The sequence below is a fragment of the Bacillus sp. SIMBA_026 genome, assembly GCF_046535335.1.
GTDB classification, from domain to species: domain Bacteria; phylum Bacillota; class Bacilli; order Bacillales; family Bacillaceae; genus Bacillus; species Bacillus velezensis.
Map to the genome: position 1 here is coordinate 382,531 of NZ_JAWRWX010000003.1, position 24,133 is coordinate 406,663.

26 protein-coding genes, 2 tRNA genes and 1 riboswitch are annotated in these 24,133 nt (G+C 46.4%); of the genes, 16 read left to right on the plus strand and 12 right to left on the minus strand.

All coding sequences use genetic code 11. The features are described from left to right. Positions 1-15 precede the first annotated feature (15 nt). The gene (locus tag SB847_RS18165; protein ID WP_015416927.1) at positions 16-759 is read right to left on the minus strand and encodes a sulfite exporter TauE/SafE family protein; all 744 of its coding nucleotides are present in this window, start codon (positions 757-759) and stop codon (positions 16-18) included. Positions 760-916: 157 nt separating this feature from the next. After that, complete coding sequence (locus SB847_RS18170) at positions 917-1,375, minus strand: GNAT family N-acetyltransferase (protein ID WP_044803009.1); 459 nt, start codon at positions 1,373-1,375, stop codon at positions 917-919. 131 nt (positions 1,376-1,506) lie between these two features. On the opposite strand from SB847_RS18170, the gene SB847_RS18175 reads away from it, so the two are divergent. The 4 genes from SB847_RS18175 (at position 1,507) to SB847_RS18190 (ending at position 5,026) form a co-directional block, all read left to right on the plus strand. Beyond that, positions 1,507-2,328 (plus strand): MerR family transcriptional regulator, encoded by an 822-nt coding sequence (locus tag SB847_RS18175; protein ID WP_101670060.1) that lies wholly within the window; start codon positions 1,507-1,509, stop codon positions 2,326-2,328. A gap of 215 nt (positions 2,329-2,543) precedes the next feature. Beyond that, positions 2,544-3,416 carry a DMT family transporter gene (locus SB847_RS18180; protein WP_410578273.1) on the plus strand — a complete coding sequence of 291 codons (873 nt, stop codon included), beginning with the start codon at positions 2,544-2,546 and terminating at the stop codon, positions 3,414-3,416. A gap of 174 nt (positions 3,417-3,590) precedes the next feature. Then, positions 3,591-4,208, plus strand: a complete 618-nt coding sequence (locus SB847_RS18185) for an NUDIX hydrolase (RefSeq protein WP_044803012.1) — start codon at positions 3,591-3,593, stop codon at positions 4,206-4,208. A gap of 35 nt (positions 4,209-4,243) precedes the next feature. Then, positions 4,244-5,026: a class I SAM-dependent methyltransferase gene (locus SB847_RS18190; protein ID WP_410578276.1), complete on the plus strand. Its 783-nt coding sequence runs from the start codon at positions 4,244-4,246 to the stop codon at positions 5,024-5,026. Between the two features lie 47 nt (positions 5,027-5,073). On the opposite strand, the gene SB847_RS18195 is transcribed toward SB847_RS18190, so the two are convergent. Continuing rightward, positions 5,074-6,132 (minus strand): tartrate dehydrogenase, encoded by a 1,059-nt coding sequence (locus SB847_RS18195; protein ID WP_105938033.1) that lies wholly within the window; start codon positions 6,130-6,132, stop codon positions 5,074-5,076. Positions 6,133-6,314: 182 nt separating this feature from the next. On the opposite strand from SB847_RS18195, the gene SB847_RS18200 reads away from it, so the two are divergent. Then, the gene (locus SB847_RS18200; protein ID WP_022552677.1) at positions 6,315-7,001 is read left to right on the plus strand and encodes a GntR family transcriptional regulator; all 687 of its coding nucleotides are present in this window, start codon (positions 6,315-6,317) and stop codon (positions 6,999-7,001) included. A 141-nt stretch (positions 7,002-7,142) separates the two neighbouring features. Then, positions 7,143-8,336, plus strand: a complete 1,194-nt coding sequence (locus tag SB847_RS18205; RefSeq protein WP_044803015.1) for a macrolide family glycosyltransferase — start codon at positions 7,143-7,145, stop codon at positions 8,334-8,336. A 57-nt stretch (positions 8,337-8,393) separates the two neighbouring features. Here SB847_RS18205 and SB847_RS18210 read toward each other — a convergent pair whose 3' ends face one another. Further along, on the minus strand, positions 8,394-8,648 hold the full coding sequence (locus tag SB847_RS18210) for a hypothetical protein (RefSeq protein ID WP_031378602.1): 255 nt from the start codon (positions 8,646-8,648) through the stop codon (positions 8,394-8,396). A gap of 231 nt (positions 8,649-8,879) precedes the next feature. Here SB847_RS18210 and SB847_RS18215 point away from each other — a divergent pair, with 231 nt between their 5' ends. Continuing rightward, a complete protein-coding gene (locus SB847_RS18215; RefSeq protein WP_007409303.1) occupies positions 8,880-9,149 on the plus strand; it encodes a hypothetical protein in 270 nt (89 codons plus the stop codon). Positions 9,150-9,285: 136 nt separating this feature from the next. Continuing rightward, positions 9,286-10,644 carry a serine hydrolase domain-containing protein gene (locus tag SB847_RS18220; protein ID WP_410578278.1) on the plus strand — a complete coding sequence of 453 codons (1,359 nt, stop codon included), beginning with the start codon at positions 9,286-9,288 and terminating at the stop codon, positions 10,642-10,644. Positions 10,645-10,696: 52 nt separating this feature from the next. On the opposite strand, the gene SB847_RS18225 is transcribed toward SB847_RS18220, so the two are convergent. After that, positions 10,697-10,870, minus strand: a complete 174-nt coding sequence (locus SB847_RS18225; RefSeq protein WP_007409301.1) for a hypothetical protein — start codon at positions 10,868-10,870, stop codon at positions 10,697-10,699. A gap of 196 nt (positions 10,871-11,066) precedes the next feature. Between SB847_RS18225 and SB847_RS18230 the strand changes: the two genes are divergently transcribed. Further along, positions 11,067-11,633, plus strand: a complete 567-nt coding sequence (locus tag SB847_RS18230) for a YdhK family protein (RefSeq protein WP_045206893.1) — start codon at positions 11,067-11,069, stop codon at positions 11,631-11,633. A gap of 51 nt (positions 11,634-11,684) precedes the next feature. Here SB847_RS18230 and SB847_RS18235 read toward each other — a convergent pair whose 3' ends face one another. Further along, complete coding sequence (locus tag SB847_RS18235) at positions 11,685-12,845, minus strand: MFS transporter (protein ID WP_038457090.1); 1,161 nt, start codon at positions 12,843-12,845, stop codon at positions 11,685-11,687. A 54-nt stretch (positions 12,846-12,899) separates the two neighbouring features. Beyond that, positions 12,900-12,999: riboswitch (purine riboswitch) on the minus strand. A gap of 176 nt (positions 13,000-13,175) precedes the next feature. Here SB847_RS18235 and SB847_RS18240 point away from each other — a divergent pair. The 3 genes from SB847_RS18240 (at position 13,176) to SB847_RS18250 (ending at position 15,904) form a co-directional block, all read left to right on the plus strand. Next, the gene (locus tag SB847_RS18240) at positions 13,176-13,892 is read left to right on the plus strand and encodes a GntR family transcriptional regulator (RefSeq protein ID WP_007409298.1); all 717 of its coding nucleotides are present in this window, start codon (positions 13,176-13,178) and stop codon (positions 13,890-13,892) included. Between the two features lie 121 nt (positions 13,893-14,013). Further along, the gene (locus SB847_RS18245) at positions 14,014-14,700 is read left to right on the plus strand and encodes a FadR/GntR family transcriptional regulator (protein WP_007609773.1); all 687 of its coding nucleotides are present in this window, start codon (positions 14,014-14,016) and stop codon (positions 14,698-14,700) included. After that, positions 14,690-15,904, plus strand: coding sequence for a CynX/NimT family MFS transporter (locus SB847_RS18250; protein WP_410564804.1), 1,215 nt, complete (start codon positions 14,690-14,692; stop codon positions 15,902-15,904). The genes SB847_RS18245 and SB847_RS18250 overlap by 11 nt, the downstream gene beginning before the upstream one ends. Positions 15,905-15,963: 59 nt before the next feature. Here the strand turns inward: SB847_RS18250 and SB847_RS18255 are convergent, their stop codons facing one another. From SB847_RS18255 to SB847_RS18280, 6 genes are all read right to left on the minus strand, one after another. Then, positions 15,964-16,278: a DMT family transporter gene (locus SB847_RS18255; protein ID WP_003156024.1), complete on the minus strand. Its 315-nt coding sequence runs from the start codon at positions 16,276-16,278 to the stop codon at positions 15,964-15,966. After that, positions 16,278-16,607 carry a DMT family transporter gene (locus SB847_RS18260; protein WP_410564805.1) on the minus strand — a complete coding sequence of 110 codons (330 nt, stop codon included), beginning with the start codon at positions 16,605-16,607 and terminating at the stop codon, positions 16,278-16,280. The genes SB847_RS18255 and SB847_RS18260 overlap by 1 nt, the downstream gene beginning before the upstream one ends. 76 nt (positions 16,608-16,683) lie before the next feature. Then, positions 16,684-17,265, minus strand: a complete 582-nt coding sequence (locus SB847_RS18265; protein ID WP_044803144.1) for a TetR/AcrR family transcriptional regulator — start codon at positions 17,263-17,265, stop codon at positions 16,684-16,686. Positions 17,266-17,381: 116 nt separating this feature from the next. Next, entirely contained in the window at positions 17,382-18,944 is a 1,563-nt protein-coding gene (locus SB847_RS18270) for an APC family permease (RefSeq protein ID WP_282999954.1), read from the minus strand. Positions 18,945-19,181: 237 nt separating this feature from the next. After that, the gene (locus SB847_RS18275; protein ID WP_007409292.1) at positions 19,182-20,036 is read right to left on the minus strand and encodes a manganese catalase family protein; all 855 of its coding nucleotides are present in this window, start codon (positions 20,034-20,036) and stop codon (positions 19,182-19,184) included. Between the two features lie 111 nt (positions 20,037-20,147). Next, entirely contained in the window at positions 20,148-20,615 is a 468-nt protein-coding gene (locus SB847_RS18280) for an SRPBCC family protein (RefSeq protein WP_017419162.1), read from the minus strand. Positions 20,616-20,742: 127 nt separating this feature from the next. On the opposite strand from SB847_RS18280, the gene SB847_RS18285 reads away from it, so the two are divergent. The 4 genes from SB847_RS18285 (at position 20,743) to SB847_RS18300 (ending at position 24,053) form a co-directional block, all read left to right on the plus strand. After that, complete coding sequence (locus SB847_RS18285; RefSeq protein WP_282999955.1) at positions 20,743-21,744, plus strand: NADPH:quinone oxidoreductase family protein; 1,002 nt, start codon at positions 20,743-20,745, stop codon at positions 21,742-21,744. A gap of 429 nt (positions 21,745-22,173) precedes the next feature. Then, on the plus strand, positions 22,174-23,592 hold the full coding sequence (locus SB847_RS18290) for a sugar porter family MFS transporter (RefSeq protein ID WP_044803143.1): 1,419 nt from the start codon (positions 22,174-22,176) through the stop codon (positions 23,590-23,592). A gap of 302 nt (positions 23,593-23,894) precedes the next feature. After that, positions 23,895-23,971: transfer RNA gene (locus tag SB847_RS18295), tRNA-Arg, on the plus strand. A gap of 8 nt (positions 23,972-23,979) precedes the next feature. Continuing rightward, positions 23,980-24,053, plus strand: a tRNA-Gly gene (locus SB847_RS18300). Positions 24,054-24,133: the final 80 nt, after the last annotated feature.

A 24,133-nucleotide genomic window follows, 5' to 3' on the forward strand; every position in this document is an offset into this window, starting at 1 on the left:
GCCTCCCGTTTCAGTTTAAAATAAAAGCATCAAACCGGCGATGGCCGGTGTTAAAAAGATGGCTGATTTCAGAATGACTTTCGGCACGAGGTTGGTGAATTTCGCTCCGACATATGCGCCGCACATCGTTCCGATCAGCACTTTGACCAACAGCATATAATCGACAAATCCTTCCGTCACATAACCGAGTCCTCCGCCGACCGCAAGCGGAATAATGACAAGCATGGTGGTGCCGACCGACTGGCGGATGGATAAGCGCAAAAGAATCATTAAGCCGATCTGGATAAAAGGGGCAGAGCCGATGCCGAACGTTCCGGACAAGATTCCTGCGATGACACCGAGTACAACGGCTTTCACCCATATATTCAGATTGCTTTGCTGTCCGGAATCTTCTTGTGTTTCTTTTACAATAAATAACCGGACTAAAATAAGCAGAGCAGATAAAAACAGCATGCCCGCCGTCAAGTAATGCAGCAAATCTGCGGGGATAAGGGAAGTAAGCCTTGCCCCGAAAAACGAACCGAATGCCGCAAAAACGCCGACGATGAGACCGATTTTCATCTGAATATTGCCTTCACGGTAGTGGCTGAAAGCCCCCGATAAACTTGTGAAAGCCATTCCGGCGAGGGAGGTGCCTAAAGCCGTATGAATCGGTACGTGAAACAGTATAGTTAAAAGTGCAATGACAAAACCGGCTCCCCCGGCGCCGATAAACCCGAGAATAATCCCGAGAAGAAACATAACGAGTATAATAAGCACAATCTTCTCCTCCATTTAGATGCCTGATCACCATGTTCCGCTCCGCTGTATCAGGTTCTAATAATCGACCGTAGTCCGTCGACCGTCGTCTAATATCTTTATGTTACCTCAAATTTAAGGTATTGGCAAGAAGCCGAATCGCTTTTATACAGAGGGTTTACAGCTCTTTCACCATCACTTTTTCCCCGTTTGAGTCCAGCTCTCCATTGAATAAGAAGCCGAATTTTTGATAAAGCCGCAATGCGTGCACGTTATCTTCAAACAGGCTTAAATAAATCCGTCTGCAATCATATATTCGAACGAGATGGCGGATAAGGGCATCAAGCAACAGCTTGCCCAATCCCCGTCCCTGATAGCGTTCATCAATAAAAAAACGGTCAAGCCACACTCTGCCGTTTTCATTTTCCTCATCATATTCCGGAAACCATCCGTACATGGCAAAGCCGACCAATTCCCCGTTAACATAAAGACCGGCCGGCTGATAATGCCGGCAATCCTCAGCATCTTGTAAGCACTCTTCCGCGGTTTCAATAAATGAAGTCTGGCTTTCCCTTACATGAAGCGCCAGTATATCGGCACGGTTTTTTTCTGTGACTGCTCTGATTTCAATCGTCATACTTGATACTCCTCTTCCGCTTTTTTTGAGACGGTAAAGCTTTCATTGCGTAAGCCATTTGTGAATCAGCCTTCTCTCGGATACAATGATCATCATAAAGGATATGGTTACCGTATAGTCAAGGAGGCATTATGAGCGAAGACGTCAGAAAATACTTCACAACGGGTGAATTTGCAAAACTGTGCCACGTAAAAAAACAAACCCTGTTCCATTATGACGAGATCGGCCTGCTTTCTCCGGAAATCAAAAAAGCGAATGGATACAGATACTATTCCTATCATCAATTCGAACTGTTCCAGGTCATCGGTCTGTTTAAGGAGGCCGGCGTGCCCTTGAAGCAGATCAAACCGCTCTTAACAGACAAAACCCCTGAGGGTATCATCACGCTTTTAAAAGAGAGATCTTCAGAAATCGAAAGCAAAATCCAAAAGCTGGAGCACCTGCAAGGGATGATTCAGACAAAGGTGAAGCTGACCGAACAAGCCTTGGAGACAGACTTTTCCTCCGTCTCATTGCAGCGATTAGATGAAGAGACACTTATGATAGGACGACCCGTACTCCATTTGCCAGAACGGCAATATACTGCCGCCATTTCCGAATTGATCCGCTATATGCGGGTACATGAGCTCGATCAGGGGCATCCGGTCGGCGGACTGTTTGCGCGGGAGCAGATTCTGAAAAAAGAATTCTACAACTACACCCATTTTTATATGAAGACAGATGAAAGCATCGAGAATAGAGACCTCCATATCAAGCCGAAAGGGCTTTATGCCGTCGGGTACCAAATAGGGGATGAAGCGGAAGCGGCTTACCGCAGCATCATGCAGTTTATTGAAGAGTATGGGCTGGAAATGGGCGATTATGCATATGAAGAATATATGCTTGATGAGGTTGTGGCGGACGGGTTTGACAATCAGATCACAAGAATCCAGCTGCAAGTCCGCAATCCATAAAGCCGATGCCGCCGTTCATTTACGTCTTTTAACAAACCTTGTATAATGAGAAAAATCAGATTGCAATTGAGGTGAAACACGATATGTTTCTAGCGCCCTTATTTGAACATGATGTACCGGCAGCACTTCTCCGCCCTTAATGGAGGAAAGTGACTGCGCTTCTCTCCGTTAGGGCATATAACGTGACCTAATATGATAACGGAGGGTGCATCAAATTGAAAAATACATTGTTCGGTTCGATTTATTTGGCATTGGCCGCCAGTATCTGGGGCGGTATGTATGTCGTTGTAAAAGTTGTGGTAGCGGTCATTCCGCCGCTTGAACTGGTATGGCTGAGATATGCGGTGGCGCTTCTTTCGCTTTTGATTCTCAGTTTGTTTACACGCCAATCCTGGAAAGTTCATAAACGTGATTTATTACTGATCGCTGCGATCGGATTGATCGGCAACACGATTTCGATCGTCACGCAGGAAATCGGCACGAAATTATCAACCGCGCAGATGGGTGCGATTATTACGGCATCCACTCCCGCATTTATGGTTGTATTTGCCCGGCTGATGTTGAAAGAGCGGTTAACGCTGAAAAAAGGAATATCGACAGGGCTGGCGACGATCGGAGTATTGCTCATTGTGGGGAACGGAGATCTCGATATGTCGAGCCAGCTCGGCGGTCTCTCGCTTCTGGCTGCGGCGCTGACATGGGCTTTGATGTCCGTGCTGATGAAACGGGTTCCCGGCCATTACTCACCGCTTGTGGTCACAACGTATTCCATTTGCGTCGCATTTGTCATCCTGACCCCGTTTACAGCGGGCCCGCTTCAGGAGATTCCTTTGTCTCAGCTTGCCCGGCCTGAGATATGGGGCGGACTTTTATATTTGGGTGTGATCTCAACCGCCTGCGCGTTCATGCTTTGGAATCGCGGATTGCAATTGCTGAATGTGGCAAGCGGCGGTCTGTTTTTCTTCTTTCAGCCGCTTTCCGGAACATTGCTCGGCTGGCTGCTGCTGGGAGAGACGATCGGAGGAACCTTCTGGATCGGAGCGGCTCTTATTGTTTCAGGCGTCGTTCTTGTCATGAAAGAAAAATAGAAAATAAAAAAAGCCATTCAGCAAATGAATGGCTTTTTTCTGTTTTCCCGGCAGGATTCGCCCCTCCATAAACAGAAAACAAGGAGCAGAAACGGATCATGGGCACCGGTACTCTCAAGGTGCAATACCCGGACCCTCAGGGTTTCGTCAATTAACATAACGGGCGGTGAAAAAATGGAGCCAAAATGGCTAGATTGGGCAAAACAGCTTCAATCCACGGCGCAAGCGGGGCTGGCTTATTCCAAAGACATATATGATATTGAGAGATTTGAAGAAATAAGAAAAATAAGCGTGGATATCATGGCGCATTATACCGGCATCGACAAAAGAATCATTAAAGACGTATTCGCCGGTGACATGGGCTACCCCACTCCGAAAGTTGATATCAGAGCGGCAGTTTTTAAAGATCAGAGCATATTAATGGTAAGAGAGAAAAGCGACGGCAGATGGGCGCTGCCGGGCGGATGGGCTGATATCGGGATTTCTCCGGGCGAGACCGCTGTCAAAGAAGTAAAAGAGGAGTCGGGAATCGACGTAAAGCCCGTTAAACTGTTAGCTGTAATGGATAAGAAATGCCATTCGCATCCGCCGTCCGCCGTCCACGTTTACAAAGTGTTTATCAAATGCGAGATCATCGGCGGCCGGCTCAGGGAGGGAACGGAAACAAGCGCGGCAGGCTTTTTTGCGGAGACGGAACTGCCGCCGCTATCTGAAGCCCGCAATACGGAAAGTCAGATTGAAAGGATGTTTGCATATCTCAAACATCCGGACGAACCCGTTTATTTTGATTAAGGCAGCAATCAGAAAGAAAAGGGGCCCCGAGTATCATGGAGGATTCAATTAAACAGCAGGCGCAGCGGCAATTTGCCAAAAACGCCGCGAAATATGTGACTAGTCCAGGACACACTGCAGGAGAGGATTTGGCGTATCTCGTTTCAGCTTCCGGTGCCGAAAAGCATATGGACGTGCTGGATATCGCGACGGGAGGCGGACATACGGCTAACGCTCTCGCTCCTCTCGTACGCTCTGTTATCGCATATGACCTCACGGAAGAAATGTTAGCCGCCGCTGAAGCATTTATAACCGGAAACGGATGGACGAACGTGTCATTCGAAAAAGGCGATGCTGAAAAGATGCCGTTTTCCGATGCTGCTTTCGATATCGTCACATGCAGAATCGCGGCGCATCATTTTCCCGATGTCAGAGCCTTTGTTCATGAAGCGTTTCGGGTTGTCAAACCGGGCGGCAGACTGCTTCTCATTGACAATACCGCACCTGAAAAGGATGAATATGACCATTTTTATAATGACATTGAAAAGAAACGGGATCAGAGCCACTTTCGGGCGTGGAAAAAAACAGAATGGCTCCGTTTTCTGGAGACAGCCGGCTTCCGGATTGAATCCGCTGTCTGCTTTTTGAAACCATTTCAATTTACCGTCTGGTGTGAACGGGCAGGTCTGACTGAAGAGAAAGCCGTATTACTGGAAAAACAGATGCTGGATGCTCCTCGTGATATACAGCGGTTTTTTTCTGTAGAAAAGGATCAATCAGGCCGTATTGCGGACTTCACAGGTGAATCGGCCTGTTTCTGCGCGGCCCGTCCCGTCTGAGACGAAAAAAACCGCTGTGCAGTTTTCCTGCCCGCGGTTTTTTCGTATTATCTGTTCTTGATTTGAGAAATAACAGCGGAAGTGACGTCTTCCGTTGAATGTTTTCCGCCGACATCAGGAGTCAGAATGCCGCTGTTTGTGACCGTTTCAATAGATTGTAAGAGGAGATGGCCCAGTTCCTCTTCTCCGAATGAATCGAGCATTAATTTCGCCGTCCATATTTGGCCTATAGGATTGGCAATTCCTTTTCCGACAATATCCGGGGCGGAGCCGTGAACAGGCTCAAACATGGAAGGATATTTGCCGTTTACATTGATGTTGGCTGCGGGAGCGATTCCGATGCTTCCCATAATCGCCGCGCCGATATCTGTCAGCACATCTCCGAACAGATTCGAAGCGACAATGACATCAAAGCGTTCCGGCTGCGTGACAAAGAAGGCCGCCAGTGCATCGATATGCTGGGAATCCGTCTCAATCCCGGCGTACTCCCGGCTGACCTCTTTAAAGATGTCATCCCAGAACGGCATCGAGTGAATAATACCGTTTGATTTCGTCGCGCTTGTGACGTGTTTCCGCCGACTTGCCGCCAGTTCGAAAGCATACCGCATCACTCTTTCCGTACCCCGGCGGGAAAAGACCGCGTTTTGTATGGCGATTTCGTCCTCACCCTGATAGATTCTGCCGCCGACAGAGCTGTACTCGCCCTCACTGTTTTCGCGGACGACTATCAGATCAAAATCCTTCGGGTTAACGAGGGGGGAAGTGATTCCCGGCAGGAGCTTTGCCGGCCGCACATTAATCACCTGTTCAAATTCCCGGCGTATCTTGATGAGCAGCCCCCACAGCGAAACATGATCGGGGACGAGTTTTTGATTCCCCACCGCTCCCAAAAACAAAGCATCAAAGTGCTGTAACGTTTCTAATCCATCATCCGGCATCATAGTCCCGTGCTCCAAATAATACTCGCAGCTCCACGGAAAAGAAGTGAAATCAAAGGCAATGCCTCCATGTAATTCGGCGATTGCGTTCAACACCCGTTCCGCTTGCGGAACTGTTTCTTTCCCTACACCGTCCCCCGGTATGCTGGCAATCTTGTATGTTTTCATGTTTCCGTCACCTCTGAATGAATTGTTTTCGGTTTACGGCAGACCGTCGACCGTCGTTCATCATAATTCCATATTACGCCACATCCGATATGCTGACAAGCTCGGGAATGTTGCTTCCATAGATAAACTGTTATATGATCTTGGTAACAATAAGGCCTAAATTGTATGAAGAGGTAGGAAAGATGGATAATTTTAAATTAGATAAGCCAATCCCGTATTATCTGCAATTTTATTCCCAATTGAAAAAAATGATATTTGACGGGATTTTTAAACCGGGTGAACGGCTGAATGAGACTCAGCTGGCCAAGGATTTCGGAGTCAGCCGGTCGCCGGTCAGAGAAGCCATGCGGCTCCTTGAAAAGGACGGGCTTTTGACGGCAGACGATCGAAACGGCTTTGTCATTTATTCTTTGTCCGTTAAGGATGTTGAAGAGATTTATAAAATCAGAATGTCACTTGAATCACTGGCGGTCGAACTGGTTATTGATGAAGCGGCTGAGAGTGAAATTGACCTCATTGAAAAACAGCTGCGGGAAACGGAAGAAGCCATCAATAAAGGCGTCAAAGAGACTGAGATTATTTCCTTAAACGAGTCGTTTCATCGGCTCCTTGTGGATTTCAGCCGCAACAGCCGGCTGGCCATGCTGCTTGAGCATGTCAATGTGCTGATTCATTTTTGCAGAGTTCTTAATTTTAAAGGCGATGACCGTGCGGAGGTTATCCTGCATGAGCACCGGAAAGTCTTTGAAGAAATAAAAAAGGGCGATAAAACAAAAGCCGTGCAATATATGACGGAGCATCTCAAGCATGATGAAGAACATCTGAAAGGCGTGCTCAAAGCGGGAGAAACAGACGAATCATCACGATAGACAAGGTGAAAAGCCTTGTCTTTTTTTTGCCGATGTCATCGAACCGTCATAAAGACCTGACGGATGTTCCTTGCATGATTTTTTCCGCGTCATTTATGATGGATATGGAAGAGACGCAAAAAAGGCAAAGGAGTTTGAAAAATGGCGAAACATATTCTGATGATCAATTTTCCCGCAGAAGGACACGTAAACCCGACTTTGGGTATGACAAAGGCTTTCAGCGAACGGGGCGATCACGTTCATTATATCTCAACGGAAAAATACAAAAGCAGACTGGAAGGAGTAGGGGCGAAAGTTCATCTTCACAGCGATCTGCTCAGAATGACACCTATTGATCCCGGCAGTCCGTCCGGCATACTTGCATTTTTAAAGGTTCATATCAAAACGTCACTGGAGATTTTACATATTGTGCAGCGGCTGGCAGAGGACATTCAATTCGACGCCGTCTATTATGATAAATTCGGTGCGGGAGAGCTGGTGCGGGATTATCTCAACATTCCCGGCATCTCTTCTTCAGCATCCTTCCTGTTCAATGAAGACCGTCTGAAAATACTGCCGCTCCATCCGGAATCGGGCGTGCCGTTTCAGCCGGACAGGGAATGTGAAGAGCTGTTGGCCGAGATGAAAGACAAATACGGTGTCGCCCCTGACAGCATGGTTCAATTTATGAACAACACAGGTGAATTGAACGTCGTCTATACAAGCAGATATTTTCAGCCCGAAAGTGAGACATTCGGAGATGAGTATTTATTTATCGGTCCGAGTTTTCCGAAGAGAAAAGGGCGCGTCGACTTCCCGATTGACTCATTAAAGAATGAAAAAGTCATTTATATTTCAATGGGAACGGTGCTCGGGGACACAGAAGCGTTTTTCAATCTGTGCATAGACGCGTTCTCAGATTTTGAAGGAAAAGTAGTCATTGCCGCCGGGGAAAAAGCCGATCTGTCGAAAATCAAACAGGCGCCGGAAAACTTTATCATCGCTCCGTACGTGCCGCAGCTTGAAGTGCTGGAGCAGGCCGACGTGTTTGTCACGCATGGCGGAATGAACAGTGTAAATGAAGGCATTCATTATCAAGTGCCGCTGGTGGTCATCCCGCACGATAAAGACCAGCCGATGGTTGCGCGCCGCCTGACTGAATTGGATGCAGGCTATACAGTGCAAAAAGATGAAGTAAGCGCTGAAAAGGTAAGGCTTGCCGCGGAAGAAGTGCTGCATAACGGAAAATACAAACAAGGCATTCAAGCCATTAATGAAAGCTTTAAAGAATGTACGGACATGAAGGATGTCCTTGCCCGGATCGACCGGTTTATTGAACAAAAACATGCTCAATAATACATGGAAAAAGCCTGTTTCCTCTGCCAAAGGGAAACAGGCTTTTTATAATGGCTTTTAGATGATGTGATGTTCTTCATTTGCAAGTTTCACAAGAGTCAGAAGAGATTCTGCCTCACGTGCGTCGAGTGTTTTTGCCAGACGGTTTTTTTCAAAGATCTGCTGGCCGAAGACATTCACTGACGCCTGGTCAACCGCCGTGTGCCAGTCCTTTTGTGAATGATTCTCAGAAAAAGAGAAAACGAACACGGCAAAGACCGCTATAAGCATCGCCATGACCCAAAATTTTTGCCGATTTCCTGCTGCTGACATAGGCCGCCTCCTAAACATTTTACTGGTATTAGATCATATATGAGCTGTTTTTAACAGAGTAAAGAAGTCATTTTTTCATGTAGTCCAAATGAAACGGAGTACAGCCGAAAGCCCGCCAGTCAGGCCGATGAGCCAATTCATATTTTGTTCATATTTTATTAAAAGTTTATCCAAGCCTGTCCTTTACAGTAGATATAACCACAAAATGCTGCTGAAAGGAGCCTTTAAAAAATGCATATTCATATGATCAACAAAAACCAGTTTGAGAGTGACTTGGAGGCGGCCGGCTTCAGCCGTCAGGCAGATGATATTATCGGCAAAATGAAAGAGTACGTAACGGAATATGCGGCTTCATCCGAACGGTTCCTGATTGAAATTCAAACCGTCATGAACGAATACAAAGCCGTCGTCTGCGCGATGTTTTCGACCATGGAAATTGCCGGTGCAAATAAAGACGAGAAGCATGTTGAATTTGAAGCCTGCACAGTATTGTGTGAATAAAAGACATTCATCAAACCTCCGCGGCTGCCTGAACGGCAGTATACTGACTGGTGTTTCGAGAAGGAAAAATATTGAAACTTCTAAAGCGGCTGTTCGTATAAAAGAGTAAATCAGCTTGTATATGGAGGTTCGTGAAATGAACGATAAGAAAAAACAAGCGTTTGAACAGCTTTTCAGCACTTTAGACGAAAGACATGAAATAAACGGCGCTGTATTGGTAGCGGAAAACAGCCGCATCTTATACCAGGGTTCATTCGGCGCTGCAGAACTGAAAACAAAGAGGATGCTGAATGACCAATCGGTCTTTGAATTGGCCTCAGTATCGAAGCCGTTTACAGCTTTGGGCGTTATCATTTTAGAGCAGCAAGGGAAGCTGCGTTATGACGATATGATAGAGCGATGGCTTCCTGATTTTCCTTATCCGGGCATTACCATTCGGCATTTACTCCATCATACGTCAGGATTGCCGGACTATATGGAGTTGTTCTTAACACATTGGGACCGGGACAGAATTGCCGTTAATCAAGATGTGATCAATATGCTTAAGCAGCATAAACCGGATGCTTATTTCCCGCCGGGCAAGGAGTGGCTTTACAGTAATACGGGGTATGTGGTGTTAGCGGTTATTATAGAAATTGTATCAGGCATGAGTTTTGCTGAATTTATGAAACAAGCCGTATTTCATCCGCTTCGTATGCACGATACGCGGATTTATAACAGAAGGCTGAGTAAAGAAAACATTCCGAACTATGCATATGGCTATGTGTATGATGTTCATTCCGGAGAATATGTGCTGCCGGATGAACTTGAGGAAACCGATTATGTCGTCTTTCTTGATGGGATTCAAGGTGACGGAACCGTTAACTCCGCTATAAGAGATTTATATCTGTTTGATCAGGCTCTTTATACGGAAGAAATCATCAGCAAAGAGTCTAAAGATCAAGCGTTTACACCGGGCTATTGGAATGAAGAAGAGCAATTCGGATACGGATTTGGCTGGATGATTCAAAACAGCCGGCAAAAAGGGAAGGTTATCAGTCACGACGGAGGCTGGCCGGGCTATTCAACTCTGATGATCCGGTATATTGACCAGAATAAAACATTGATTTATCTAAGCAATATGGAACAATCGTATCAATTTGAACAAGCTGTAATTGCTGCGGCTGTAAACATCTTATTTGATCAGCCATACGTGATTCCGAAACGTCCGGCAGATCAGAAAAAAGCAGATATCGATCCTGAGGTTTACAGCAGATTTACCGGCAATTACTCATTTCAGGATGACACACATGCATCGGTGGCGGTAAAAGAAAACCGATTGTATCTTACAATAGACGGGCAGACACCATTCGAATTATTCCCAATGACGGAAACCCGTTATTTTGTCAGGGCGCTGCCGCTTGAAATTGAATTTGCAGGTGATAAAGCACACAGAGCCCCGCATTTTGTTTTATATCAGGACGGCACAGAAGAAACGGCTGTGCGGATAGATTGAGTGACATGCAAAACAAAACCGCCGTCCTGAGAAGACGGCGGTAATAGAAAGGTCAAACCCCTTTGATGACGCGAAATTTTCTTTTCGGCTCTGACATAAATATAGAAGAAAAAATCATAGCTCCGAGCATTGTGATGTATTCCATATAAAGCGAAACTTCAGCCAAAACCAACCCCGCAATCATTAAAACAGCGCCCAATACCACCGCAAAAACCTTCGTTTTCATGATGAGTTCCCCCTATTATCTGATAATTGAATTATACTGCATCTCCATTAATGTGTACATTTTGTGAACAATTTCACCTGATGAAAGGCAATAAAGAGAGATTTGAAGAATTAGGAGAAATGACAGGCCATCTTTTTGTTTTACTGAAAAAACGAAAGGGAAAGTGAAAAATCAAAAAGGCAAAGGAGTTCTTGAAATGAAAGCGAGACTATTTTTATTCAGCATGTTTCTCCTGATCCCCGTTCTGGCGCTTGCCGGATGCAACAGCCAATCTTCAGGAGGAAGCGAAAAAGCGAAAGACAAAGAAACGCACTCTCACGAAGACATGAATCACTCAGGTTCATCCAAGGTGCCGAAAGGTTTAAAGAAGGCCGAAAATCCGACTTATAAAGTCGGCAGTGACGTCATGATTTTAGCTTCTCATATGAAAGGCATGAAAAATGCACAAGGAACCGTAAAAGGTGCTTATGATACAACGGTTTACAGTGTATCTTACACTCCGGAAACGGGAGGAAAGCGCGTCGAAGATCATAAATGGGTCATTCAGGAAGAGCTGAAGGGCGCCGGTGATAAAACATTAAAACCGGGTGACAAGGCCGTGATCGAGGCATCCCATATGAAAGGCATGAAAGGCGCCGAAGCCGTTATTGATTCAGCCAAAAAGACAACCGTGTATATGGTCGACTATACACCGACTGACGGCGGCCAAAAAGTAACCAATCATAAATGGGTGACAGAAGACGAGCTTGCTGCCGCAAAATAAAAAGACCGCAAAAGCCGAAGGAACTCCTTTGGCTTTTTTGCGGTCTCACATTTATGCGGATTTTCTTTTCAAAGCGGGTCTCGTTAAAGAGAATACAGCTAACGCGACAGCGATAATGACAATCAAACCGCCGCACCAGGCTGTTGCTGTGACAGAACCGGTTTGTCCGATCACGCCGCCGCCGATGGCTGACCCGAGCGCGATGCCGATCTGCAAAGCGGACGTGTTGAAGCTTTGCTGAATATCGGAAGACTCAGGCGCAATTTTGATTAAATAGCTTTGCTGCGCCGGCGCAAGGCTCCAGCTGAGCAATCCCCAGATCACCATCGCAGGCAGGAAAATGATTAAAGAAACCGTTGTCAGCGGAAGAATAAACAGGATCAGAGCGAAAGAAACGGTCACAAGCATGATGCTTTTAAATGCCCCTAAACGGTCATACAGCCAGCCTCCGAACGGGCCGCCGCATACCGCTGACAGACCGAACAAAAAGTAGCATACACTGATCCAAACGGAACTCAAATGAAGCGTTCTTTCCAAAAAAGGCGCAAAGTAGGCATAGAGTGTGTAATGCCCCGCCAATGTAAACAAGGTGACAAGATGTGCGCTGGCAATTTTGGCGGTCCCGATCGTCTTAATCTGTTCACGGAACGGAATCATTTTTTCAGCAGGTATTTTTTCGAAAAAGACGCTGATAATCAGCATGGAAACGAGAGATAATACGCCGATTCCCAAGAACAGAACGCGCCATCCGAAGGCATTGCTGATGATAATACCGACAGGCACGCCTAAAGCGATTGCGGAACTGAACCCCATGAAAATGATGCCGATCGCCCGCGCTCTGTATTCAGGCGCCACGATTTTAGGAGCAATCGTTAAAGAAAGGACGACAATCAGCCCTGTGCTCATGGAAGCGAGCACCCGTGACACCATAAGTACGGCGAAATTGGGACTGAAATAAGCGACCAGATTACTTAGGAAGAAAATAAACAGTGCGATTAAATAAAGCCGCTTTCGTTCAGCCTTTGCCGTCACTGCCAAAAGCAGCGGGCCGGATACCGCATAACCGAGCGCAAACACGCTGATCAGCTGCCCTGCGCTGACGATGGATATATCTAAGTCGGAAGCGATTTGCGGAAGAATACCGCCCACAATTAATTCAACCAATCCGACTGCGATGGTAGATGCTGCAAGCAGAAATACTTTAAAATTCATGTACAGATACTCCTTTTTTTATTTTTTAGAAAATAAAAAATCCTGATTACAAAAAGTGTACGGGACAATTTTTGTAATCAGGATTTTACGGTTCCTGGTAGACACCCTCAAACCATATCATTGAGGTTATACAATGTATGCAATATTCGGTTGTGTCCGTTTCTGCAAAAATTCTACCATAATAGTGAGGGAGATTCCATAGAAAATTCGAGGAAATCCTTTCAATTTCAATATCGGCGGCTGTAACGTCATTGATGAAGCAGGGAAAAAAATTTATGATAACCGTAAGGAGTCTATACAGATCAAACATTATACAGCCGGAGGAAACCGATGAATAAGTACGAAAAAATCGCCAACGAAATGAGAAAGAGGATTAAAAGCAGTGTATATGACATAGATCAGCCGATCCCGGATGAAAAGACGCTCGCTGCGGAGTTCGGGTGCAGCCGGATGACGATGAAGCGGGCGCTTGATACACTTGCGGCTGAAGGGATGCTTTTCAGAAAAAGAGGGCACGGCACGTTTATCATTCAATCAGCCATGCAGGATGAGCACGTTCACGTAGTCAGCAACGAAATTCTCGGCTTGAGCAATTTGTTAAAAGGAAAGAATATCAAGAGCAAGGTCATCCGGTTTGAAGTGCAGTTTCCGTCTCAAGATGTCGCCGCACATTTGGCCATCGATGAAAAGACTCCCGTCTATTATGTAGTAAGGCTCAGAATTGTTGAGGGCGAACCGTACGTTCTTGAAAAAACGTACATGCCGGCGAGCCTTATACCCGGCATTAATGACGAGGTGCTCAACCATTCCATCTATGATCATATTACGCGGGAACTGCAGCTCAAAATCGCAGGCTCACACAGAAAAATCAGAGCGTGCAAGTCGGATGATATGGATCAGCAATATCTCGGCTGCCGGCCGGATGACCCGATACTTGAAGTCGAGCATGTAGGCTTTTTGGACAACGGCACTCCCTTTGAATATTCATTTTCCCGCCACCGTCATGACAAGTTTGTCGTGACCTCAGTCAATATAAAACGTTCATAAAAGCGCCGAAGAGTGAGAGAAAAACTCACTCTTTTTTTGTTGCCGCTGATTTACATCTTTGCTTCTTTTATGTTATATTACCCAATGATAGAATCATCCTACAAATTTCAGAGGTGTTTTGATGGAGATATCCAAAACAAGCAGACTGTCGCTCGTAGAACAAGTGGTGACGCAAATTGAATCGTTAATTCAATCGGATAAATGGCCGGTCGGGACGAGAATTCCCCCTGAGCTGGATTTAATGAAGCAATTTGATGTGAGCCGAAACACATTGCGTGAGGCCATTCGGGCGCTCGTACATGCCGGCCTGCTTCAGACAAGGCAGGGGAGCGGTACGTATGTCAGCTCATCCAGTGTTCTCGGCGCGGCATTTTACCGCCATATTAAAAAATCAAATTTGCTTGAAACATTAGAAGTCAGATACGCACTCGAAAGAGAAGCTGCACGATTGGCGGCGGAAAGGCGTAATGACGAAGACCTGAAAGCACTGAAGGCATGCTTGGATGAATGTGAAGCGGCCTTGCAAAATGAAGATCGAAAACGGTATGCCGAAGCCGACATTAAGCTGCACAAAACCATTGTACAGGCGGCCCATAACAACATGCTTTCTGATCTTTACGAGCATATGACGGAGGCGCTTTGTGCGTCAGTCCATAACCTGTTGGAAATCACCCCTGCTATCCGGATCCACACCCAGCTTGCCGCCGCGATTATCGGACAGAAACCGGATCAGGCCATGGAGGCCGTCAACCAATACATCACAGTATTTAAAGATACAATACACATGGAGGATGAACATGAAAATTAAAGACGAACATCAAATTCTGCAAGCAAGTCAGCGTAAAAAACTGATATTGCTGGTCATCGGAGTCATATTGATAGGGGCCAACCTTAGAGCGCCTCTGACATCGGTCGGGCCGCTCGTTTCCTCAATTCGGGACAGCCTCGGCATGACCAATGCGGCTGCCGGCACCATTACGACAGTGCCGCTTTTGGCCTTTGCATGTCTGTCACCGTTTGTTCCTTTATTGTCCCGGCGCTTCGGGACCGAGATTGTGTTACTGTCATCATTAATTGTCCTGACAGCCGGAACTCTGCTGCGCTCCATCGCCGGAATCAGCACTCTCTTTTTCGGAACGATCCTGTTGGGATTGTCGATCGCCGTATGCAACGTCCTGCTGCCGAGTCTCATTAAACATAAGTTTCCCGGAAATTTAGGCATCATGACCGGCGTCTACTCGGTTTCTATGAATCTGTGCGGCGCGATTGCATCCGGCATCAGCGTGCCGATCGCCTCTTCAGCGGGGTTAGGCTGGAAAGGCGCGCTCGGCTGCTGGGCTATCCTTTCTTTCATTGCGTTCGTCATGTGGATTCCGCAAATGCGAGGACGCGAACTGCCCGTCCGCACGACTGGGACAAACGGAGAGAAGAAAAGCAGTCTGCTGCGGTCTCCGCTTGCTTGGAAGGTGACGATGTTCATGGGGCTGCAATCCCTTATTTTTTACACCGTCATCGCTTGGCTGCCGGAAATTCTTCAGCAGAATGGTCTCAGCTCAAGTAAGGCGGGATGGATGCTTTCATTAATGCAATTCTCAGTTCTGCCGATTACTTTTATCGTGCCGATCGCTGCCGCTAAAATGAAAAATCAGCGCGCACTCGCCGGACTGACAGCTTTATTTTTCCTTATCGGCATTGCCGGCGTTCTTTTCGGAAGCCCGGCTCTCACTCCGCTATGGGTCATTTTGATCGGAATCGCGGGAGGATGTGCGTTCAGCTTGGCGATGATGTTCTTCAGCCTGCGGACCCGGCATGTTCATGAAGCCGCGGCGCTTTCCGGCATGGCCCAGTCATTCGGATACCTGCTTGCCGCGTTCGGGCCGCTCGTATTCGGTTTGCTGCATGACATCACGCACGGCTGGACGGTTCCGTTATTCATGCTGATCGCAGTCTCCGTTCTGATTTTTATTTTCGGAGTCGGAGCGGGGAAAGCAGAACAGATCAAAACAGCATAAAAAAACAAAGGGCCCGCTTAGGGTCCTTTGTTTTTTATTTGAAAAGCTGTCTCAGGCCGTCACGCTGTCAGTTTTAAGCCGATGACACCGATGAGGATAAGCCCCAGAGACACCAATTGTGACAGATTGAATTTTTCTTTAAACCAAAGTATGCCCACGGCCGAAACGCCGATGCTTCCCATGCCGGTCCAAGCCGCATACGCGACACCTGTGGGAAGAACCTGCATCGCTCCGGAAAGGCAAAAGAATGAAAGCATAAAGCCTGTTACCATGACAATCAGCGGCCACTTTTTTTTAAAACCGTCAATATGTTTCATGGCAACGGCCGCTACAACTTCCTCCGCTCCGGCAATAAATAACAGCAGCCATGCCATTAATGTTCACCCCTTGTTTCAGTTTCTTTCGTAAATACCTTCATTCCTAAAATGCCGGACAACAGCAAAGCCAAAAAGAATATTTGCCCGATTGAAAACGATTCGCCTAAAATGACGCCCGTTACAAATGTGCCGACAGTGCCTATTCCGACAAAAACGGTATATGCGGCAGCCATCGGAATTTTTTTATAAGAGCGGATCAGCATCAGAAAGCTGACGGCAATCAGAAGGAAAATACCAATCCAATCAAAAAGCGAATCCGCATGCTTCAGGGCGGACGCCCAAACTACTTCTAACAGTCCGGCTATCAATACAAGCAGCCAATACATGATACAGTCACCTCAGTTAGTTATGAATGAATGTCAGTCATTTTTGCAGCAGTCAAAAATGATCGGTCTCCGCCAATCATTTCTGCAAGCTTCTTTTGAGAAAGCTGAATATTTCTTTTTTATATACTTCAAGATCGACATCCTGTTCACAGCCGATATAAAACCGTTCAGCCGCGTTCTCGACAACGTTGATAATCGTTCTGGCCGTCCATCTGACATGAATGCCGCTGTGGACCTCACCCTGTTCAATGGCCGTATTGATCACGCCTTCCAGCCAGGAATAATAAGGCTGATAAATGGCTTCCCATTTCTCCATCGAATGATCGATGGCAAGACCGGAATAACAGAGAACGATAATATCTTTATGAAGCCGGGTGATGTGAAATGTCTCATCTACTAAAATGTCCAGCAACGTCCAAAAATCTTCAGAACCGTCCGTTTTCCCTTTTATCCTGTCCAGCGTATTGTCGAGCAGGTTTTCTGCAATCGCGGATATCAGTGCGTTTTTAGAAGAAAAATATAAGTAAAACGTCCCTTGGGCCGTTCCGGCTTTTTTGACGATTTCTGAAATGGATGCTTTGTCTAATCCTTTTTCAGAAATGACTTCAATCGCGGCTTGCAGGATCTTTTCGTATTTTCCCGAGCTTTGTTTTGCCAATAGAGGGGTTCCTCCTTTTGTGAATGACTGTCATTCATTTTATCGCGTGTTCGCTTTTTTGTCATCCTTTAAAATAAAAATACCGGAAAGAAGACCATACTTCTTTCCGGCATTCGTCATTTATCACTGTCGATCATAGCCTTCGGCAGTCCTGTATATTTTGCCCAGTAATAAATACCGAGCGAACCGATGGCGATCAGAATCAGGTCAAGCGGATTGCTGATAATGCCCAATCCGTGGCCGAACGAGCCGAGATAGGAGAAAATCAGCATCATGACATAAAAGCCGACGATCCACCATGCTGATTTCAGCTGCTGGCGTATGCTGACATCATCTTTGGGAGCATATTTACTGAAACAGAGATAGATCAGAAACATGACAATTTGAGAACCGAGAAGCCAGGATACGGTGCGCCATCCGGACCAATATACAATATAAGAGGTAAAAATAAACGACAGCGGTCCGATGATGCTCATCCCTTTTAAATAAAACGGTCTGTTAATATTCTTCGCGTTGACTCTCAGCGCCGCAGAAGAAATCGGCGCAATCGCATAAGACAGAATCAATGCGACGGAGCATACGTTGACAAGAGCGTTCCAAGAAGGGAACGGAAGCGTCCAAAAAACAGCCAGACCGAACGAAAGCCAAAGGGAGGCACGCGGTGTCCCGGTTTCTTTATTGACTTTAGAAAAAATGCTGAATAATGTTCCGTTTCTGGCCCAGGCATAGACGAGACGTGATGTCGTATTCATAAAGATATTTCCGTTACCGCCCGGTGATAAAATCGCATCTAAAATGACCAATGTCGCCAGCCACCCCAAACCGAGCAAAACGGCGATATCTTTGAACGGAAGGGAGAATTCAGTCCCGATAGCCGGCCATCCGTGCTTCAAGGTATCCGCCGGGATCGCCCCGATAAAAGTGAGCTGCAGCACGGTGTAAATAACAGTAGAAACGATAATACAGACAATCAATGCGATCGGAATGTTCCGCTTCGGATTCTGCACTTCACTCGCGACAGCCACAATCGGATGCAGCCCAAGATATGCAAACATGACGCCGCCTGTGGAAATCGCGGCCTGAATTCCGGTGAAACCAAAAGGCGCGAATCCGTGAACGGTCATATTGCCCGGGTGAAAATGAAAAATCAGTACCACAATTACCGTAATCGGTACGACATATTTAAAAATCGAGATAATGAAGTTTGCTTTCGCAAAGGTTTTGACACTCCAGTAATTGAGGAGGAAGAACAGGCAGAGCAGCGCAAATTGCAATATCCACCCGGCAATTGTCGGCGAATCGGAGCCTTTTACGGTCAAACCGGGAAACCAATACGCCACGTATTGGCGGACTGCCGTGACTTCTATAGAAATAAGACTCGTGTATGCCACAATGGTGACAAAGGAAATTAAATATCCGACCAGGTGTCCGTGTGAATATACGGGATACCGGATAATTCCCCCGGTCCGCGGCAGCGCGGCGCCCAGTTCCGCATAAACCAAGCCGATCAATAAGATGATTCCCCCGCCGATCAGCCAGGAAAAAACGCCTGATGGGCCCGCTTTAGAGGCGACGTTACTGACGGCAAACAGCCATGCCGAACCGAATATGGCTCCCATGCCGATTAAAATAAGATCAAAAAGTGACATAGTTTTCTGGAAGTTTCCTTGCTTAGACATTCGCTGCCTCCTTAGAAAAGACATTGTTCTCTTTACATAATTCCCATTATCATTCAAACATACCCAGCCGGCCGGCTGGAAAATTAGGACAACTTTCGAAACGAAGTATGTACAGCAATGTGCTCACATTATAATAACGGCCGTATGGCAAGATCTCCCGGCTTATATTCCCCGTTTTAAACACATTCAAACCTCATATTCAGAAAAACAAAAAACGCCCGAAACAGGCGTTTTTTGTTACAGGTTCATATCCTTCAGTCCGGGGCTGTGCTCATTCGGAAGCTCGGGAAGTTCCGGCACGGGGAAACCTTTAGGAGGCTCGGACACACTTAATTCGCCGCCGTTTCGGCTCGGCGTCGTTCCCTGCAGAATTTCTCCGATCCGTGTCGGATCCAGTCTGAAATTAAATTGGGTATTATGATAACCCATCTCAACGAATTTCCGGCATTCCGGGTATTTTTCAATATCATAATTCGGCACGGGAAATAATTTGCCCCATTCGACACCCAGTGTTTCCAACGCTTTTGTAAATGCATTTTGATGAGCGTTGTCACGGACGATCAGAAAACCGAGTGTTTCTCTGAACGTCTGATTTGAACTCATTTCATAAATGCGCGTCTTTTGCAGCACGCCGGTTGATTCCAGCACGACATTGTCCAATAAATCGGAAATCAGGTTCCCGTGGTTGTATACCCAAGACCCGTTCCATGGATTGCCGCCAGCGTCTACAGGAAGAGAACTTTGCGCCCCGATGATAAAATGGTGCGGATTGGCGTGTTTAACTGCTTCGTCAAGCGGCGCCTGATCTGCTGCCTGATTTCCGGGACCCTCAGCGCCGCTTTCGTCGAGCAGCGCATTAATCGTATGCTGGACAAGCTCAACGTGTGCGATCTCTTCTAAAAATACACCGCGAAGCAGGTCACGGAACTGTTTTTCTTTTCCTCTGAAATTAGAGCTTTGGAAAAAGTATTGCATCATCGTCCGCATTTCTCCGTAGTGCCCGCCTAAAATTTCCTGAAGCACCTTGGCTGCGGCCGGGTCCGGCTTGTCCGGTTTAATGATATTGATCAGCTCTTCTTTGTAATAATACATAAACAGCGCCCCCTGAAAGAAGTTTTCGGTTCTTCTGTTAGTGTCTTTGCAAAGTCAGTTTTTATGTATCGGCATCAAAAAAAGGACGGAAAGCGTGTCCGTCCTTTTGTGTTAAGCCTCAACCGCCCCGCGAAGTTTCGTGTTGACAAGCCCGTTCCATCCTTGATCCATCGTACTGTGAATCTCGGAGCTTTTCCGATTGACTTTATTGATGACGGCTTCCGGCTCTTTCCATCCGCCGTGAATGAGAGTGAATTCCGTATCTCCGCTTTCCGTTTCCTTTAAGACAAAAGAAACGATCCAGCCTTCCGTATCCCACGAAAAAGAAAGGCGGTACGGCGCTTCAATATCCAGCAGCTTGCACGGAGACGGACCGAACGGAGATTCCAGCTGAAACTCACTGTCTTCTTGAGGTGTGAAATCATTCGGCATAAACCAGAGAGACAGGCCGTCCGCAGTGGAGACCGTATCCCAGACAACTTGTATCGGCGCCTTGAAAACGGCGGTATGAATAATGTCCGGTAATGGCTGATTGCCGCTGTTGTTGTTTTTGTTATCTTTGTTTTGTTTATCAGACATACTGCGTAACCACTCTTTCGCTGTTTTTACTTTTGATCATACTACACGGGGCAGGACATTTGAAATCAAATCAAACTTATTCTATGCTTTTCCAAAGCCATTCAATTCATTTTAAGGAGATGTAGTGATGACAGATCAATTTAAAGCGTTAGTAGTCGATCAACGTGAAGACCGGTTTTCAGTCAGCGTACGGGAGCTGGCGGTTCAGGACCTTCCCGAGGGTGAAGTGCTGATTAAGGTTTGCTACTCGGGGGTGAATTATAAAGACAGCTTGGCTGCCATTCCTGACGGCAAGATTGTAACGTCGTATCCTTTCGTGCCGGGAATTGATTTAGCGGGAATCGTCGTTTCCTCAGATGACGCCCGTTTCAAAGAGGGGGACAAAGTCATTGCGACAAGCTACGGCATAGGTGTTTCCCGCTTTGGCGGTTATAGCGGGATGGCCCGCATTCCGGCTGATTGGATCGTGCCGCTGCCTGAAGGTCTGACACTTAAAGAAGCCATGACGATCGGAACCGCCGGCTTCACTGCCGCATTGTCCGTCCAGCGTCTTGAAGAAAACCATGCCGCTCCTGAAAAAGGGAAGGTGCTGGTCACGGGAGCGACAGGCGGCGTCGGAAGCTTTGCCGTCTCCATTCTTTCAACCTTAGGTTACGAGGTCGAGGCCAGTACGGGAAAAGAAGATGAAAGCGGCTATTTGAAGAGCCTCGGAGCGAAGACGGTCATTCGCCGTGATGAAGTGTATAACGGCACGTTAAAACCGATGCAAAAACAAAAATGGGCAGCGGCCGTCGATCCGGTCGGAGGTGAGCCGCTTGCTTCAGTTCTCAGCCAGATTCAGTACGGCGGATCAGTTGCTGTGAGCGGACTGACAGCGGGAACGAAACTCCCGGCTACAGTCTTTCCGTTTATATTGCGCGGCGTCAGTCTCTTGGGAATCGATTCCGTATTCTGTCCGATGGAGACTAGAAAGAAAACATGGCAGCGTTTAGCTGATGACTTCAAGCCTGCAGATCTGGAGGCCTTTATTCAAAAGGAAATTACACTTGAAGAGCTGCCGGATACGCTTCCTGCCCTTTTAAAAGGAGAAGCGAGAGGAAGAACGATCGTTACAATAAACGAAGAATAAATCAAAAACCCCCAACTGCTGATTGGGGGTTTTCAATATATAATCAATTATTGATTACAATCGGGGTAATTCATTGAGCATGTTACAAAAATGCATTAATGAAAAATGTAAATTGATTACGTGTGGGTATAATATAGATAAGTTATAAAATTTTCTGAAATATTTATTGACTGAAAGCGCTTTTAAAATTATGATAATAACATAATTACCAATAATATCATTATAACTTCACTACAAAGTAACTATAAAGTAACAATTTGGCGAGAGGGGAGAGCGAATAATCACTATAAATGATAACGCTTTCGGATCATTTTCTTCTTATATAACTGTTTTGGACGGTCAGAACTTGTATGCAGACATTATAGGTGTAAATATTGATAACTGAATATTTCGATATTATCTCTGTGTAAAAACTAGGAGGATTTGAAGATGAATAAAAATAGCAGCCAGCATTCATTTTTGAGAACCATCATTTTAGTATCAACATTCGGGGGACTTCTTTTCGGCTACGATACCGGTGTAATTAATGGGGCGCTGCCGTTTATGGCGGAAGCTGACCAGCTTAATCTTACCGCTTTGACTGAAGGGATGGTGGCGAGCTCCCTGCTCTTGGGGGCTGCGATCGGCGCGGTTTTCGGTGGGAGATTGTCGGACTATAACGGCAGACGTAAAAATATCCTTATTCTTGCCGTTTTGTTCTTTGCAGCGACGCTTGGATGTACACTGGCGCCTAACGTATCGGTTATGATCATCTCCCGTTTTCTGCTGGGGCTTGCCGTCGGGGGAGCATCCGTAACCGTTCCGGCATATTTGGCTGAAATGTCGCCGGCGGAAAGCCGAGGGAGAATGGTTACCCAAAATGAATTGATGATTGTAACGGGCCAGCTGCTTGCCTTCACGTGTAATGCTATCATCGGCAATGTGCTTGGTGATACCTCTCACGCTTGGCGTTATATGCTCGTTATCGCGGCCCTTCCGGCGTTATTCTTGTTTTTCGGTATGCTGAAAGTTCCTGAAAGTCCGCGCTGGCTGGTTTCTAAAGGAAGAAAAGAAGATGCTCTGCACGTTCTCCGGCGAATAAGAAATGAAGAGAAAGCGAAGTCTGAGATCGCTGAGATTGAATCTGCCTTTCATAAGGAAGTTGAGATGGAGCAGGCGACCTTTAAGGATCTTGCCGTTCCATGGGTGCGCCGCATTGTGTTTATTGGGATCGGAATTGCGGTAGTGCAGCAGCTCACCGGCGTGAATTCAATTATGTATTATGGAACTCAAATTTTAAAAGATGCCGGTTTCGAGACAAAAGCCGCATTGATCGGCAATATCGCTAACGGTGTGATTTCAGTGCTCGCAACTTTTGTGGGAATATGGCTTCTCGGTAAAGTCGGCCGCCGCCCGATGCTGATGACGGGGCTGATCGGAACGACTGCGGTGCTGCTTTTGATTGGAGTTCTGTCTGTCGTGCTGAAAGGATCGCCTGCTCTTCCTTATGTGGTTCTTTCATTAACAGTCACTTTCCTTGCGTTTCAGCAGGGGGCTGTCTCTCCGGTGACCTGGCTGATGCTGTCGGAGATATTCCCGCTTCGATTGCGGGGACTTGGTATGGGGGTCACTGTCTTCTGCCTCTGGATCGTGAACTTCCTTGTGGGTTTAACTTTTCCGATCCTGCTCGCAAACATCGGATTGTCTGCAACCTTCTTCATTTTTGTCCTGTTAGGGGTAGCGTCCGTTATATTTGTGAAAAGGTTTCTTCCGGAAACGAAAGGTCTGTCGCTCGAACAGCTTGAACAAAACTTCCGTGCTTATGAAAAAACAGATCGTAATAGCGCAGAAGCTGAGGTGAGCGGGTAATCTGAATAGACGCGGGGTTCCTAGGAATCCTGCTTTTTTATTTATTATATAGAAGGGAATAATAAGTGAGAAAAAAGTTTCGTAAAAGTGTTGACCTAATTTGAAGTGCATGGTATATTATTAAACGTCGCTGATGAACAAAGCGATAACGACAAATGAGAAAATGATCTTTTGAAAAAAGACTTTACAAATTCTCAAAAGCGTGTATAATAAATAAGGTCGAGAAAAAGACTTCGAAAAGAAATAAAAAAACACTTGACATCATAACTGATTGGTAGTATGATAGTTAAGTCGCCTGATAAGCGCCCGTAGCTCAATTGGATAGAGCGTTTGACTACGGATCAAAAGGTTAGGGGTTCGACTCCTCTCGGGCGCGCCAATTCAAATGCGGGTGTAGTTTAGTGGTAAAACCTCAGCCTTCCAAGCTGATGTCGTGAGTTCGATTCTCATCACCCGCTCCATTATAATGATCTTTGAAAACTAAACAAGACAAAACGTACCTGTTAATTCAAAGTTTTAAATAAATCGCACAGCGATGTGC

Bases quoted from the DNA above. Each gene is read 5' to 3' on its own strand.
- SB847_RS18170 (WP_044803009.1), bottom strand. From the start codon at position 1,375: ATGACGATTGAAATCAGAGCAGTCACAGAAAAAAACCGTGCCGATATA.
- SB847_RS18175 (WP_101670060.1), top strand. From the start codon at position 1,507: ATGAGCGAAGACGTCAGAAAATACTTCACAACGGGTGAATTTGCAAAA.
- SB847_RS18185 (WP_044803012.1), top strand. From the start codon at position 3,591: ATGGAGCCAAAATGGCTAGATTGGGCAAAACAGCTTCAATCCACGGCG.
- SB847_RS18190 (WP_410578276.1), top strand. From the start codon at position 4,244: ATGGAGGATTCAATTAAACAGCAGGCGCAGCGGCAATTTGCCAAAAAC.
- SB847_RS18195 (WP_105938033.1), bottom strand. From the start codon at position 6,132: ATGAAAACATACAAGATTGCCAGCATACCGGGGGACGGTGTAGGGAAA.
- SB847_RS18200 (WP_022552677.1), top strand. From the start codon at position 6,315: ATGGATAATTTTAAATTAGATAAGCCAATCCCGTATTATCTGCAATTT.
- SB847_RS18205 (WP_044803015.1), top strand. From the start codon at position 7,143: ATGGCGAAACATATTCTGATGATCAATTTTCCCGCAGAAGGACACGTA.
- SB847_RS18210 (WP_031378602.1), bottom strand. From the start codon at position 8,648: ATGTCAGCAGCAGGAAATCGGCAAAAATTTTGGGTCATGGCGATGCTT.
- SB847_RS18215 (WP_007409303.1), top strand. From the start codon at position 8,880: ATGCATATTCATATGATCAACAAAAACCAGTTTGAGAGTGACTTGGAG.
- SB847_RS18220 (WP_410578278.1), top strand. From the start codon at position 9,286: ATGAACGATAAGAAAAAACAAGCGTTTGAACAGCTTTTCAGCACTTTA.
- SB847_RS18225 (WP_007409301.1), bottom strand. From the start codon at position 10,870: ATGAAAACGAAGGTTTTTGCGGTGGTATTGGGCGCTGTTTTAATGATT.
- SB847_RS18230 (WP_045206893.1), top strand. From the start codon at position 11,067: ATGAAAGCGAGACTATTTTTATTCAGCATGTTTCTCCTGATCCCCGTT.
- SB847_RS18235 (WP_038457090.1), bottom strand. From the start codon at position 12,845: ATGAATTTTAAAGTATTTCTGCTTGCAGCATCTACCATCGCAGTCGGA.
- SB847_RS18240 (WP_007409298.1), top strand. From the start codon at position 13,176: ATGAATAAGTACGAAAAAATCGCCAACGAAATGAGAAAGAGGATTAAA.
- SB847_RS18245 (WP_007609773.1), top strand. From the start codon at position 14,014: ATGGAGATATCCAAAACAAGCAGACTGTCGCTCGTAGAACAAGTGGTG.
- SB847_RS18250 (WP_410564804.1), top strand. From the start codon at position 14,690: ATGAAAATTAAAGACGAACATCAAATTCTGCAAGCAAGTCAGCGTAAA.
- SB847_RS18255 (WP_003156024.1), bottom strand. From the start codon at position 16,278: ATGGCATGGCTGCTGTTATTTATTGCCGGAGCGGAGGAAGTTGTAGCG.
- SB847_RS18260 (WP_410564805.1), bottom strand. From the start codon at position 16,607: ATGTATTGGCTGCTTGTATTGATAGCCGGACTGTTAGAAGTAGTTTGG.
- SB847_RS18270 (WP_282999954.1), bottom strand. From the start codon at position 18,944: ATGTCTAAGCAAGGAAACTTCCAGAAAACTATGTCACTTTTTGATCTT.
- SB847_RS18275 (WP_007409292.1), bottom strand. From the start codon at position 20,036: ATGTATTATTACAAAGAAGAGCTGATCAATATCATTAAACCGGACAAG.
- SB847_RS18280 (WP_017419162.1), bottom strand. From the start codon at position 20,615: ATGTCTGATAAACAAAACAAAGATAACAAAAACAACAACAGCGGCAAT.
- SB847_RS18285 (WP_282999955.1), top strand. From the start codon at position 20,743: ATGACAGATCAATTTAAAGCGTTAGTAGTCGATCAACGTGAAGACCGG.
- SB847_RS18290 (WP_044803143.1), top strand. From the start codon at position 22,174: ATGAATAAAAATAGCAGCCAGCATTCATTTTTGAGAACCATCATTTTA.